Genomic DNA, 12,788 nt, shown 5'->3' with positions numbered 1-12,788 from the left:
GTACGGCGGGCTCGCCCTCGTGGTCGGTGAACCGCTCGGCCGTCTCCAGCATGGCGGTACCGGCGGAGGCCGCCGCCCTGCGGGACGGCTCAGTCGAGGACCGCGATGCCGTCCGCCGTGACCGTCGGACGGCCCGACGTGCCGACGAGCACGATCTTCAGGGTGTGCTGGGCCGCGACCTTCGCCACGGAGGTGCCGTCCACGAGGACCTCCGCGCCCGAGAGCAGCGAGGTGGGCGTCGACGTGGACCAGCGCACGGTCATGCCGCCCCAGGCGGCCCGTGCGCACACGTGCGTCACGTCCAACGGGATCGTAGAGCCGGGCGTGGACCAGGTCACAGCCGGGGGCGGATGACCGGAGCGACGCCTTCGCGGGTCTGGGCGTGGGCGAGAATGGACGGCATGAGTCTGTTCCGCGACGACGGCATCGTGCTGCGCACCCAGAAGCTGGGCGAGGCGGACCGGATCATCACCCTGCTGACCCGGGGCCACGGCCGGGTGCGGGCCGTGGCGCGCGGGGTACGGCGCACGAAGTCCAAGTTCGGGGCCCGCCTGGAGCCGTTCTCCCACGTCGACGTGCAGTTCTTCGCGCGGGGCAGCGAGCTGGTCGGGCGTGGGCTGCCGCTGTGCACCCAGAGCGAGACGATCGCCCCGTACGGCGGCGGCATCGTCACCGACTACTCCCGCTACACCGCCGGTACCGCCATGCTGGAGACGGCCGAGCGGTTCACCGACCACGAGGGCGAGCCCGCCGTACAGCAGTACCTCCTCCTGGTCGGCGGCCTGCGCACCCTCGCGCGTGGCGAGCACGCCTCCAACCTCGTCCTGGACGCCTTCCTGCTGCGCTCGCTCGCGGTCAACGGCTACGCGCCGACCTTCGGCGACTGCGCCCGGTGCGGGATGCCGGGGCCGAACCGGTTCTTCTCGGTCGCCTCGGGCGGCTCGGTGTGCGTGGACTGCCGGGTGCCGGGCAGCGTGGTGCCCTCACCGCAGACCCTGATGCTGCTGGGCGCGCTGCTTACGGGAGACTGGGAGACCGCGGACGCGGCCGAGGCGCGGCACGTCCGCGAGGGGAGCGGCCTGGTGTCGGCCTACCTGCACTGGCATCTGGAACGGGGACTGCGCTCCCTGCGCTACGTAGAGAAGTAAGCAGCAAGCACGGCTGAGGAGACGAGAAGCATGGTCGTACGCGGATTTCTGGGGGGCCGGCGCCGGGAGTACCAGGCGCCAGAACCGCACCCGTCCGGCGCCCGCGCGCCGAAGCTTCCCGGTGAGCTGGTCCCCGAGCACGTGGCGATCGTCATGGACGGCAACGGACGCTGGGCCAAGGAGCGGGGGCTGCCGCGTACCGAGGGGCACAAGGTGGGCGCCGAGCAGGTGCTCGACGTGCTCCAGGGGGCGATCGAGGCAGGCGTCCGCAACATCTCGCTCTACGCCTTCTCCACCGAGAACTGGAAGCGCTCGCCCGACGAGGTCCGCTTCCTCATGAACTTCAACCGTGACTTCATCCGCAAGTCCCGCGACCAGCTCGACGCGCTGGGCATCCGGGTGCGATGGGTCGGGCGCATGCCCAAGCTGTGGAAGTCGGTGGCGAAGGAACTCCAGGTCGCGCAGGAGCAGACCAAGGACAACGACCTCCTCACCCTGTACTTCTGCATGAACTACGGCGGCCGCGCCGAGATCGCCGACGCCGCGCAGGCCATCGCCGAGGACGTGAGGGCGGGCCGCCTGGACCCGGCCAAGGTCACCGAGAAGACGGTCCAGAAGTACCTGTACTACCCCGACATGCCCGACGTCGACCTCTTCCTCCGCCCCTCCGGCGAGCAGCGCACGTCGAACTACCTGCTCTGGCAGAGCGCCTACGCGGAGATGGTCTTCCAGGACGTCCTCTGGCCCGACTTCGACCGGCGTGACCTGTGGCGGGCGTGCGTCGAATTCGCCTCGCGGGACCGGCGGTTCGGGGGAGCGGTACCCAACGAGGAACTGCTGGCCATGGAGGCGGCGATGAAGGGCGACGACCCCGCGTCGTAACCACCGCCGAGCGTGAGCCGATGTGAGAGTGCCCCACGCTGTCCGGCGGGGGGCACTGTCGTCGTGCGGTTCCTCCGGCTCAGCCGGCGGCTTCCGCGCAGTCCGCGCAGGTGCCGAAGATCTCCACCGTGTGGGCCACGTTCACGAAACCGTGTTCGGAGGCGATGGCCTCGGCCCACTTCTCCACGGCGGGGCCCTCCACCTCGACCGCCTTGCCGCAGGTGCGGCAGACCAGGTGGTGGTGGTGTTCACCGGAGGAGCAGCGCCGGTAGACCGACTCTCCGTCCGAGGTGCGCAGCACGTCGACCTCGCCGGCCTCGGCCAGCGACTGGAGGGTGCGGTAGACGGTGGTGAGCCCGACCGAGTCGCCCTTGTGCTTGAGCATGTCGTGGAGATCCTGCGCGCTGCGGAACTCGTCCACCTCGTCGAGGGCCGCCGCCACCGCCGCGCGCTGCTTCGTCGCACGGCCCTTCACGGGCGGTCCAGCGGTCGTCACCGGGTGCCTCCTCAATCCTGCGCCTCTGACCGGCCCATTGTGCCAGTCCTCACCCTCGGGTGGTCAGACGCGAAAGCGCCCGTGGCGGTTCGCAGGCGCGGGCACCGGGCCGCGAGAGGTCGAGGTTCCGGGAGGTCCGGTGCCTGCGGTCCGCACCCGGCCGCGCGACGGGAGCCGTGGTCAGACGCCCACCTCGTCTCCCGCCGGCCGCGTCGCCGGGATCGCGCACTCGACCGGGTCCGCGGTCGGCCGGGTCGTCCGGGCGCGGCGGCGGGCCAGGGGGGCGGCCAGGACGGTCATGACGGCGAAGGCGGCGATGGTGAGGAGGACGATCGTGGCGCCCGGAGGGACGTCCTCGTAGAAGGAGGTGATCGTGCCGCCGATGGAGACCGTCACACCCAGGGCCACCGCTATGGCGAACGTCGCCGCGAAGCTGCGGGTCAGCTGCTGGGCGGCGGCCACCGGGACGACCATGAGCGCCGACACCAGGATCAGGCCGACGACACGCATCGCCACGGTGACGGTGACCGCCGCGGTGACCGCGACGAGCAGGTTCAGCGCGCGCACCGGCAGCCCGGTCACCCGCGCGAACTCCTCGTCCTGGCTGACGGCGAACAACTGCCGCCGCAGCCCCAGCGTGACCGCGACCACCGCCGCGCCGAGCACGGTTATCGCGGTCACGTCGGCCGGAGCCACCGTGGACAGCGAGCCGAAGAGATACGACGTGAGGTTGGCGTTGGACCCGCCCGGCGCGAGATTGACGAAGAGCACACCGCCCGCCATGCCGCCGTAGAAGAGCATGGCGAGCGCGATGTCGCCCCGTGTCCTGCCGTACCACCGGATCAGTTCCATCAGCACGGACCCCGCCACGGAGACGAGGGTCGCCATCCACACCGGCGAGGAGTTCAGCAGGAAGCCGAGACCGACGCCGGTCATCGCCACGTGCCCGATGCCGTCGCCCATCAGGGGCTGGCGGCGCTGGACGAGGTAGACGCCGATCGCCGGGGCGATGACGCCGACCAGGACGGCCGCGAGCAGTGCCCGCTGCATGAAGGCGTAGTTCAGGAATTCCATCAGCTCAGCAGTCCCGTACGGATCGGTTCGGCGCCCTCGTGCGGATGCACGTGGTCGTGGCCGGGCAGGGCGTGCTGGCCGACGGCCTTCGGCGGCGGCCCGTCGTGCAGCACACAGCCGTCCCGCAGCACCACCGCGCGGTCGATCAGCGGCTCCAGCGGGCCCAGTTCGTGCAGCACCAGCAGAACGGTCGTCCCGGCGCCGACCTGCTCGCGCAGGGTGGCCGCCAGCACCTCCTGGCTGGCGAGGTCGACGCCCGCCATCGGCTCGTCCATGATCAGAAGCTCCGGCTCGGACACCAGCGCCCGGGCGATCAGCACCCGCTGGTGCTGGCCCCCCGAGAGCGCCGTCACCGAGTCCCCGGCCCGGTCCGCCATGCCGACCAGTTCCAGCGCCCGCTCCACCGCATCCCGGTCCGTCTTGCGGAAGAAGCCGAAGCGGGTCCGCGCCAGCCGCCCCGACGACACGACCTCGGACACCGTGGCCGGCACACCCCCGGCGGCGGAGGTGCGCTGGGGGGCGTAGCCCACACGGGCCCACTCGCGGAAGGACCGCAACGGCGTCCCGAACAGCTCGACGGTCCCGGAAGTGGCGGGCACCTGCCCGATCGCGGTCCGCACGGCCGTGGACTTGCCCGACCCGTTGGCGCCGAGCAGCGCGACGACCTCACCGGGCCGCACGCCCAGGTCGACGCCCCGCAGTACCGGCCGCCCGCCCAGCTCGGCCCGCACGTCCCGCAGCGTCAGTACGGGCGCCGGCTCCCGCTCGCCGCCGGTCACTTGGACCCCAGCGCGCTCTGGAGGGCCTTGAGGTTGGCCCGCTGGACCGCGAGGTAGTCCTGCCCGCGCGACTTCTTCGTGATGCCCTCGATGGGATCGAGCACGTCCGTCCTCAGACCCGCGTCCCCGGCGACGGTCTTCGCGGTCCTGTCGCTGACCAGAGTCTCGTAGAACACGGTGGACACCCCGTCCGCCTCGGCCAGCCTCTGCAGCTCCCGCACCCGGGCCCCGCTCGGCTCCGACTCGGGGTCCAGCCCGCTGATCGCCTCCTCGGTGAGGCCGTAGCGCTCGGCGAGGTAGCCGAAGGCCGCGTGCGTCGTGACGAAGACCTTCGACCGGGTGTGCGCCAGCCCGTCCTCGAAGTCGGTGTTCAGCTCGTCCAGCTGCTTCACCAGGGCCGCGGTGTTCCTCTTGTAGTCCGCCGCGTGGGCCGGGTCCGCCTTCTCGAAGGCCCGGCCGACCCCCTGGGCGACCTCGGCGTACCGCACGGGGTCGAGCCAGATGTGCGGGTCCTTGCCGCTCTCCCCCTCGTGGTCGTGGCCCTCGTGCTCGGCGGCACGGCCCCCGACCTCGGTGCCGTGCTCCTCCAATGTGGTCAGCGTGGTGGCGTCGATCTTCGTCTTCACCGGTGACTGGTCCACCGCCTTGTCCACCGACGGCTGCAGCCCCTTCAGATAGAGGACGGCGTCGGACCGCTCCAGGCCGCCGATCTGCCGCGGGCTGATCTCCAGGTCGTGCGGCTCCTGGCCCGGCGAGCTGAGGGTGGTCACATGCACGTGCTGCCCGCCGATCCGCTCGGCGAGGTAGGTCATCGGATAGAAGGAGGCGACGACGTCGAACTTCCCCGTGTCCCCCGAAGCGGCGCTGCTGTCCGAGCAGGCGGACAGCATGGCGAGGCCCAGCGCGGTGACGGCCGCTGTCGCGGACCCGGATATGAGGCGTCGTCGTACGTTCATGACAGTCATTTTCAACAAAGTTGGAAACGATTGTCAACAAGCTGTCCGCCGGGAACCGGCGAAGCGGATTCCCCGGGTCGGCTTGGTAAGGGTTCGGGCGGGCTTCGACGCCTTCGGGAGGGGGCGCGGCGGGGGCCGATTTGGCCGTGGGGACGCATGCGCCGGTAACCTGAATCATTCGCTGGAAGCATCTCGCTTCAACGCCCGTCGTCGTAATGAAGAGAGCACCGTGGCCGCCGACAAGATCGACACCATCGTCAGCCTGAGCAAGCGCCGTGGCTTCGTTTTCCCCTGCAGTGAGATCTACGGCGGACAGCGTGCCGCCTGGGACTACGGACCGCTGGGTGTCGAGCTCAAGGAGAACATCAAGCGTCAGTGGTGGCGCTACATGGTGACGTCGCGCGAGGACGTGGTCGGTATCGACTCGTCCGTCATCCTGGCCCCCGAGGTCTGGGTCGCCTCCGGTCACGTCGCCACCTTCACGGACCCGCTGACCGAGTGCACCTCGTGTCACAAGCGGTTCCGCGCGGACCACCTGGAAGAGGCGTACGAGGAGAAGAAGGGTCACGCCCCGGCGAACGGCCTGACCGACCTCAACTGCCCGAACTGCGGCAACAAGGGCACCTTCACCGAGCCCAAGCAGTTCTCCGGCCTGCTCTCCACCCACCTCGGCCCGACCCAGGACTCCGGCTCCGTCGCCTACCTGCGTCCCGAGACCGCCCAGGGCATCTTCACCAACTTCGCCCAGGTGCAGACCACTTCGCGCCGCAAGCCGCCCTTCGGCATCGCCCAGATGGGCAAGTCCTTCCGCAACGAGATCACGCCCGGCAACTTCATCTTCCGGACCCGCGAGTTCGAGCAGATGGAGATGGAGTTCTTCGTCAAGCCGGGCGAGGACGAGGAGTGGCAGGAGTACTGGATGCAGCAGCGCTGGAACTGGTACACCAACCTCGGCCTGCGCGAGGAGAACATGCGCTGGTTCGAGCACCCGAAGGAGAAGCTCTCCCACTACTCCAAGCGCACCGCCGACATCGAGTACCGCTTCTCGTTCGGCGGCTCGGAGTGGGGCGAGCTGGAGGGTGTCGCCAACCGCACGGACTACGACCTCGGCGCGCACGCCAAGGCGTCCGGCCAGGATCTCTCCTACTTCGACCAGGAGGCCGGCGAGCGCTGGACCCCCTACGTCATCGAGCCCGCCGCGGGTGTCGGCCGCACCATGCTGGCCTTCCTCCTCGACGCCTACACCGAGGACGAGGCGCCGAACGCCAAGGGCAAGATGGAGAAGCGCGTCGTGCTGCGCCTCGACCACCGCCTCGCGCCGGTCAAGGTCGCGGTGCTCCCGCTCTCCCGCAACCCCGAGCTGTCCCCGAAGGCCAAGGGCCTCGCCCAGGCGCTGCGCCAGAACTGGAACATCGACTTCGACGACGCCGGCGCCATCGGCCGCCGCTACCGCCGTCAGGACGAGATCGGCACCCCCTTCTGCGTGACCGTCGACTTCGACACGCTCGAGGACAACGCGGTGACCGTGCGTGAGCGCGACACCATGAAGCAGGAGCGGGTCTCCCTCGACCAGATCGAGGGCTACCTCGCCGCCCGCCTGATCGGCGCCTGACCTTCGCATTTCCGCCCACCCTCCTGCCCGGACCTCCGGGTCGGAGGGTGGGCTTCTTCGTGCCTGGACGGGGTCTACCCGCAATCCGCTGACAACTAACAACTGACAGATATTGAATTCTGTCAGCTCTCGTGCCAGGCTGGACGCATGACGATCCCCACGCGAAATCTCGGAACCACCGGCCCCCGCGTCCCCGCCCTCGGCCTCGGCTGCATGGGCATGTCGGGCATGTACGGAGAGGCGGACCGCCCGGAGGCCGTCCGTACCGTGCACGCCGCTCTGGACGCGGGCGTCACCCTCCTCGACACCGGCGACTTCTACGCCATGGGTCACAACGAAATGCTGGTCGGCGAAGCCCTGCGCACCGCCCCGGCCCACCTCCGTGACAACGCGGTGCTGAGCGTGAAGTTCGGCGCCCTGCGCGACCCGGGCGGCGCCTGGCTCGGCTTCGACGGCCGGCCCGCCGCGGTGAAGACCTTCGCCGCCTACTCCCTTCAGCGCCTCGGCGTGGACCACATCGACATCTACCGCCCCGCACGCCTCGACCCGGACGTCCCGATCGAGGAGACGGTCGGCGCCGTGGCCGAACTGGTGGAGAAGGGGTGGGTGAAGCACATCGGCCTCAGCGAGGTCGGCCCGGACACCATCCGGCGGGCCGCCGCCACCGCCCCGATCTCCGACCTCCAGATCGAGTACGCGCTGATCTCGCGCGGCATCGAGCAGGAGATCCTTCCCACCCTGCGCGAGCTGGGCATCGGCGTCACCGCGTACGGCGTGCTCTCCCGCGGCCTGCTCTCCGACCACATCTCCGCCGACCGCGACTTCGCCGCCACCGACTTCCGCGCCTTCTCGCCCCGCTTCCAGGGCGACAACTTCCGGCACAACCTGGGCCTGGTCGACTCCCTCCGCGAGATCGCGGAACGGAAGGGGGCCACGGTCGCCCAGATCGCCATCGCCTGGGTCCTCGCCCAGGGCCCCGACATCGTCCCGGTCATCGGCTCCCGCACCCGCGAGCGGCTGTCCGAGACGCTGGGCGCGCCGGACATCACCCTGGACGCGGCCGATCTCGCCACCATCGAGGAGGCGGTCCCGGCCGACGCGGCCGCGGGCGAGCGGTACGCCCCCGCGCAGATGGCCATGCTGGACAGCGAGCGATGAGCGGGAACCGGTGACCGGCGCGCCGGGTACGGTCTAGGCATGGCAGCGACCGAGACCCTGACCGCCGAGCGCATCCTCGAGGCGACGGAGGAGGTGCTGCGCCGCCACGGCCCGGCCAAGGCCACCGTGGTCGACGTGGCCCGCGCTCTCGGCGTCAGTCATGGCAGCGTCTACCGCCACTTCCGCACCAAGGCGGCGCTGCGCGAGGCGGTCACCAAGCGCTGGCTGGACCGCACCTCGGAGCGGCTCTCGGTCATCGCCGGTGAGGAGACCCCCGTCGAGCGGCGGCTGCGGGACTGGCTCGCCGCGCTGTTCGAGGCCAAGCGGCACAAGGCGGGGGACGACCCCGAACTGTTCGCCACCTACAGTGTGCTGGCCGAGGAGAGCGGGGCGACGGTCGGCGAGCACATCACCGACCTCACCGCGCAGCTCGCCCGGATCATCGAGGACGGCGCCGAGTCCGGCACCTTCCGCGCCGCGGACCCGGCCGCCGAGGCCCGCGCCGTCTTCCAGGCCACCGCCCGTTTCCACGACCCCTGTTACGCCCGCGAGTGGCAGCAGCCCGGTGTCGAGGAGGACTTCAAGGTGATCGTGGACCTGCTGATACGCGGGCTGGGCGCACCCGCCGCGCCGTGAACGGCGCCCAGCCGGGCCGCGCCGGGCCGTGAACCGGGGCGCGGCGTGACTCCGGTCAGGCCGTGACCCGCCAGAAGTCCCGCATCACCGCGGGCGGGGTCGGGCCGGTCATCGCCACCTGGGTGAGCAGCACGGTCACCTTCCCGGTGGCCGGGACCAGATGGGCCGTGGTGCCGGTGCCGCCGACCCAGCCGTAGCGGCCGGGCACGTGCCACGGCTCGGTGGGTTCGATGTCGACCGAGCCGCCGTAGCCCCAGCCCTGGCCCTCCAGGAAGAACGGGCTGCCCTCCCGCTGGGCCGGGGTGAGCTGGTCGCTGGTCATCCGGGCGACGGACTCCGGCGAGAGCAGCCCGCGGCCACCGGCCGTCTCGCCTCCGGCCAGCAGCATGCGTGCGAAGGCCAGGTAGTCGTCGGCGGTGGAGACCAGGCCGCCGGCTCCGGAGTGGAAGGCGGGGAGCCGGTCCCAGCCGCTGTCGAAGGTGTCGGCGACCCTCAAGGTGCCGTCGGAATCGGGCTGGTAGGCAGTGGGCAACCGGTGCAGCTCCCGTTCCGGTACGGAGAAACCCGTGTCCTTCATGCCGAGTGGTTCGAAGATCCGCTCGGCCAGGAAGTCCGGCAGCGTCCGGCCCGTCGCCCGTGCGATCAGGGCGCCTTGGAGGTCGGAGGAGGTGTTGTAGAGCCAGGCCTCACCGGGCTGGTGCAGGAGCGGCACCTTGGCGAACTCGGCCAGCAGATCGTCCAGCGCGGGCACGGCGTGCGGGGCGAACCCGCCGCGCTGCAGCTCGAACAGCGGGGCCACGGCGGGCAGGGAGAAGTCCGGCGGGAACCCCCACCCGCACCGGGAACTGAGCACGTGCTCCACGGTGATGGGCCGCTCGGCCGGCACCAGGTCGTCAACCGGGGACCCGGGCGTGCGCACCACCATCGGCGCGGCCAGCTCGGGCAGCCAGCGCGAGACCGGGTCGTCCAGCCCGACCAGCCCCTCGTCGAGAAGCATCAGCAGCGCGGCGGCGGTCACCGGCTTGGTAACGGAGGCGAGCCGGAACAGCGCGTCCCGCTCCAGCGGCGCGGTCCGGCCGGTGTCCGTGTGCCCGACCGCCACCGCCTCCACCTCGTCCCCCCGGGCGACGAGGCCGACCGCGCCGGGCAGGCTCCCGTCGTCCACATGCCGGGCCAGGGTGTCGTGCAGTGCGGTCATGAGGCTGGCCTTCCGGTCGGCGCGGATCGTCATGGGGTACGACTCCCACGGCGCCGGGAACTCATCGCCGGGCCGGGTCCAGGGTCGCCTGATGAGCCTCGGCCAGATGCTCCGTCGCCGGGTGCTCGTCCGTCGGCGCCCAGGGCAGGTGCCGGGCGCCCCGGCGCCAGTCGCAGGTGCCGCAGCCGAAGGTCCGCCGGAGCCCGGCCCGCTCCACCCGCACGACGTGCGCCCGGCCGTGCCGGTCCCACCGGCGCACGCTGGTGCCGATTCTGTTGTCGGTCATGCCGGGAGTGTGCGGCACGCGGGGCAGGGCCAGGCGTGAAAGTCCGGGTGGGAACTGTCACAGGCTTCCGGCTCAACCCACCTCGCGAGGCAGACGCAGGCTCAGCAGGCCGGTGGCGAGGATCGCCGTGAGCTGGGTGACAAGGGCGATCAGCAGGGCGTCCCGCATACCCAGGTGGGGGACCAGGGCGAGGAAGAGGGCACCCAGGGTGGCCACTCCCAGGGCGAACGACGCCTGCTGGGTCGTCGCCATCACCCCGCTGCCCACCCCCGCACGGGCGGCCGGGACCTCGCTGAGCACGATCCGCAGCAGGTTGGGGAGCTGGAGCGCCTGGCCCGCTCCGGCGAGGGCCGCGCCGGGCAGCAGACCGGCGAGCCCCAGTCCGGGCCAGTCCCGCCACACCGTCAGCACGATCAGCAGCACGCCGAAGCCCTGGAGCACCGCCCCGGCGCCCACCACCCGCGTACCGAAGCGGGCGATCAGCCGGGGCCCGGCCAGCGAGACGAGAAGGAAGGAGACCGCCATCGGCGCCAACGCCAGACCCGCACCTACCGGACCCAGGCCCGCGCCCTGCTGGAGGCTCAGCGCGATGACGAACATGAACCCACTGAATCCGAGGCAGAACGGCACCAGGATCAGCAGCCCCTGGCGCAGCGACGGGGTGGCGAAAAGGCTCGGCGGCAGCAGCGGGGTGCGGCCCAGCCGGTCCAGGCGCCGTTCCACCGTCCAGAACATCCCTCCCGCCGCCGGGAACACGGCCAGTGAGACCCAGGTCCACAGCGGCCAGCCCGTCGCGCGGCCCTCGGTCAGCGGGGCGAGCAGTGCCAGCAGGGCCACGGCCAGCAGGACGGTGCCGGCGACGTCGACGGGCTCGGGACGCCGGGCGCGGGTGTCGGGGACGTGGCGCACGGCGAGGATCAGGCCGAGCACGACCACGGGCACGTTCACCAGGAAGATCGAGCGCCAGCCGGTGCCGGCGATGTCCGCCGCGACCAGGACTCCGCCCAGGATCTGGCCCACCACCATGGACAGGCCCGCCGTCGCCCCGTACAGACTCATCGCGCGGGCACGGCGGCCACCGGTGGTGGTGGACTGGATGGTGGCGAGCACCTGCGGCAGCATCAGCGCGGCCGACGCGCCCTGTGCGGCCCGCGCGGCGACCAGGGTCCACGCGTCCGGGGCGAGCCCGCACGCCAGCGAGGTCAGCCCGAAGGCGGCCATGCCGCCGATGAACAGCCGGCGCCTGCCGAACAGGTCACCGAGCCGCCCGCCGAGCACGAGCAGGACGGCGTACGTGACGCCGTACCCGGCCACGACCAGCTCCAGCAGGGCCTCGCTCGCGGAGAGGTCACTGCCCATGGCCGGGAGGGCGACGTTGACGACGAAGAAGTCGACCAGGGGGAGCGAGGCGGCCAGCAGGACGGTCACCAGGCCCGCCCCGTCCAGGGTGGGCGCCGCCGCCGGAGCGCGTACGGACGGTGCGGTGGAGAGAGTGGTCTCGGTCATGCCACCGAGCCTGCGTCTGCCTCCAGACGGGTACCAGAGTGTGCCGGTCCTGGTACCGGAAGTACCCGCCAACGCCCTCGGACGGCCCTTGTCCCGCTTGGAGCCTGGTAGTGGCGGACGCTCATCCTGGTGGCAGCAGTACCTGGAAACCGGATCCGGACGGAGGCACTCTGGAACCATGACGACCATGGCCCAGGAAAGCGCCGCCCCCGAGGTGAGGGGCGCGGCGATCCGGCGCCACGAGCTGGCCGCGTTCCTGCGCAGCCGCCGTGAGCGGATCACCCCGGAGCAGGTGGGGCTGCCGCGCGGGGCCCGGCGGCGTACGCCGGGTCTGCGCCGGGAGGAGGTCGCGCAGCTCTCCTCGGTGGGCGTGACCTGGTACACCTGGCTCGAACAGGCCCGGAACATCCAGGTGTCCGTCCAGGTGCTCGACGCCCTCGCCCGCACCCTGATGCTGGACGCCAGCGAGCGCGCCCACCTCTTCCAGCTGGCCGGGTCGGCGGACCCGACGCCCGCCGCGGTCTGCCCCAGCATCACCCCGGCGCTGCGCGCGACCCTGCGCCAGATGGAGCCGTTCCCGGCGGCGGTGCAGAACAGCAGGTACGACATCCTGGCCTACAACCGCACCTACGCCCGGCTGCTGTGCGACATGGACGCGGTCCCGCCCGAGGACCGCAACTGCATCCTCCTCGCCTACTCCAACCCCGAGTGGCGTTCCTCCATCGTCCACCTCGACGAGGCCCTGCGGCTGATGGCGGCCCGCCTGCGTGCCTCTCTCGCCGGCCACCTCGGCGAACCCGCCTGGAAGATGCTCCTCAAACGCCTCCAGGCGTACCCCGAGTTCCGTGAACACTGGGAGCGCTACGAGGTGGTGGGCAGCCGCTCCAAGACCAAGGAGTTCCTCAACCGCCACGTGGGCCACCTGACCCTGGAACACACCGACCTCTGGCTCTCCCCGGACCAGGGCCCCCGGATAGTGATCTACCCGCCCAGGAACGAGGAGTCCCGGGAACGCCTGGAGAAGCTGCACGCGATAGCGCTGGAGGGCTGAGGTCCG

The 12,788-nt window shown here is 71.4% G+C and carries 14 protein-coding genes and 1 pseudogene; 6 read left to right on the top strand and 9 right to left on the bottom strand.

Translation table 11 applies throughout. From position 1 onward, the window contains the following. Positions 1–76, bottom strand: a pseudogene (locus tag ACWCV3_RS26540) (DNA repair protein RecO); the annotation flags it as partial. Positions 77–89: 13 nt separating this feature from the next. Continuing rightward, the gene (locus ACWCV3_RS26535) at positions 90–299 is read right to left on the bottom strand and encodes a hypothetical protein (protein WP_451229080.1); all 210 of its coding nucleotides are present in this window, start codon (positions 297–299) and stop codon (positions 90–92) included. Positions 300–401: 102 nt separating this feature from the next. On the opposite strand from ACWCV3_RS26535, the gene recO reads away from it, so the two are divergent. Both recO and ACWCV3_RS26525 read left to right on the top strand, forming a co-directional pair. Continuing rightward, a complete protein-coding gene (gene recO / locus ACWCV3_RS26530) occupies positions 402–1,148 on the top strand; it encodes a DNA repair protein RecO (protein WP_030814776.1) in 747 nt (248 codons plus the stop codon). A 30-nt stretch (positions 1,149–1,178) separates the two neighbouring features. Beyond that, positions 1,179–2,030 (top strand): isoprenyl transferase, encoded by an 852-nt coding sequence (locus ACWCV3_RS26525; RefSeq protein ID WP_451229076.1) that lies wholly within the window; start codon positions 1,179–1,181, stop codon positions 2,028–2,030. Positions 2,031–2,109: 79 nt separating this feature from the next. On the opposite strand, the gene ACWCV3_RS26520 is transcribed toward ACWCV3_RS26525, so the two are convergent. From ACWCV3_RS26520 to ACWCV3_RS26505, 4 genes are all read right to left on the bottom strand, one after another. Beyond that, positions 2,110–2,526 carry a Fur family transcriptional regulator gene (locus ACWCV3_RS26520; protein ID WP_451229073.1) on the bottom strand — a complete coding sequence of 139 codons (417 nt, stop codon included), beginning with the start codon at positions 2,524–2,526 and terminating at the stop codon, positions 2,110–2,112. 180 nt (positions 2,527–2,706) lie between these two features. Continuing rightward, the gene (locus ACWCV3_RS26515; protein WP_451229070.1) at positions 2,707–3,600 is read right to left on the bottom strand and encodes a metal ABC transporter permease; all 894 of its coding nucleotides are present in this window, start codon (positions 3,598–3,600) and stop codon (positions 2,707–2,709) included. Then, positions 3,600–4,379, bottom strand: a complete 780-nt coding sequence (locus ACWCV3_RS26510) for a metal ABC transporter ATP-binding protein (RefSeq protein WP_451229067.1) — start codon at positions 4,377–4,379, stop codon at positions 3,600–3,602. Before ACWCV3_RS26510 ends, ACWCV3_RS26515 begins: the two co-directional genes overlap by 1 nt. Continuing rightward, positions 4,376–5,335 carry a metal ABC transporter substrate-binding protein gene (locus ACWCV3_RS26505; RefSeq protein WP_451229064.1) on the bottom strand — a complete coding sequence of 320 codons (960 nt, stop codon included), beginning with the start codon at positions 5,333–5,335 and terminating at the stop codon, positions 4,376–4,378. The genes ACWCV3_RS26510 and ACWCV3_RS26505 overlap by 4 nt, the downstream gene beginning before the upstream one ends. Before the next feature lie 229 nt (positions 5,336–5,564). Between ACWCV3_RS26505 and ACWCV3_RS26500 the strand changes: the two genes are divergently transcribed. From ACWCV3_RS26500 to ACWCV3_RS26490, 3 genes are all read left to right on the top strand, one after another. Further along, on the top strand, positions 5,565–6,947 hold the full coding sequence (locus tag ACWCV3_RS26500) for a glycine--tRNA ligase (protein ID WP_161150485.1): 1,383 nt from the start codon (positions 5,565–5,567) through the stop codon (positions 6,945–6,947). A gap of 147 nt (positions 6,948–7,094) precedes the next feature. Beyond that, positions 7,095–8,105 carry an aldo/keto reductase gene (locus tag ACWCV3_RS26495; protein WP_451229061.1) on the top strand — a complete coding sequence of 337 codons (1,011 nt, stop codon included), beginning with the start codon at positions 7,095–7,097 and terminating at the stop codon, positions 8,103–8,105. 39 nt (positions 8,106–8,144) lie between these two features. Continuing rightward, positions 8,145–8,741 carry a TetR family transcriptional regulator gene (locus tag ACWCV3_RS26490; RefSeq protein ID WP_451229058.1) on the top strand — a complete coding sequence of 199 codons (597 nt, stop codon included), beginning with the start codon at positions 8,145–8,147 and terminating at the stop codon, positions 8,739–8,741. A 55-nt stretch (positions 8,742–8,796) separates the two neighbouring features. Here the strand turns inward: ACWCV3_RS26490 and ACWCV3_RS26485 are convergent, their stop codons facing one another. The 3 genes from ACWCV3_RS26485 to ACWCV3_RS26475 form a co-directional block, all read right to left on the bottom strand. Beyond that, positions 8,797–9,939 carry a serine hydrolase domain-containing protein gene (locus tag ACWCV3_RS26485; protein WP_451229082.1) on the bottom strand — a complete coding sequence of 381 codons (1,143 nt, stop codon included), beginning with the start codon at positions 9,937–9,939 and terminating at the stop codon, positions 8,797–8,799. 61 nt (positions 9,940–10,000) lie between these two features. Next, a complete protein-coding gene (locus ACWCV3_RS26480; protein WP_451229055.1) occupies positions 10,001–10,225 on the bottom strand; it encodes a hypothetical protein in 225 nt (74 codons plus the stop codon). A gap of 72 nt (positions 10,226–10,297) precedes the next feature. Next, entirely contained in the window at positions 10,298–11,731 is a 1,434-nt protein-coding gene (locus ACWCV3_RS26475; RefSeq protein WP_451229052.1) for an MFS transporter, read from the bottom strand. A gap of 178 nt (positions 11,732–11,909) precedes the next feature. Between ACWCV3_RS26475 and ACWCV3_RS26470 the strand changes: the two genes are divergently transcribed. After that, complete coding sequence (locus tag ACWCV3_RS26470; RefSeq protein WP_451229049.1) at positions 11,910–12,782, top strand: helix-turn-helix transcriptional regulator; 873 nt, start codon at positions 11,910–11,912, stop codon at positions 12,780–12,782. Positions 12,783–12,788 lie beyond the last annotated feature (6 nt).

The sequence above is a fragment of the Streptomyces sp. NPDC001781 genome (genome assembly GCF_053596035.1).
This window is presented reverse-complemented; position numbering and strand designations above follow the sequence as displayed.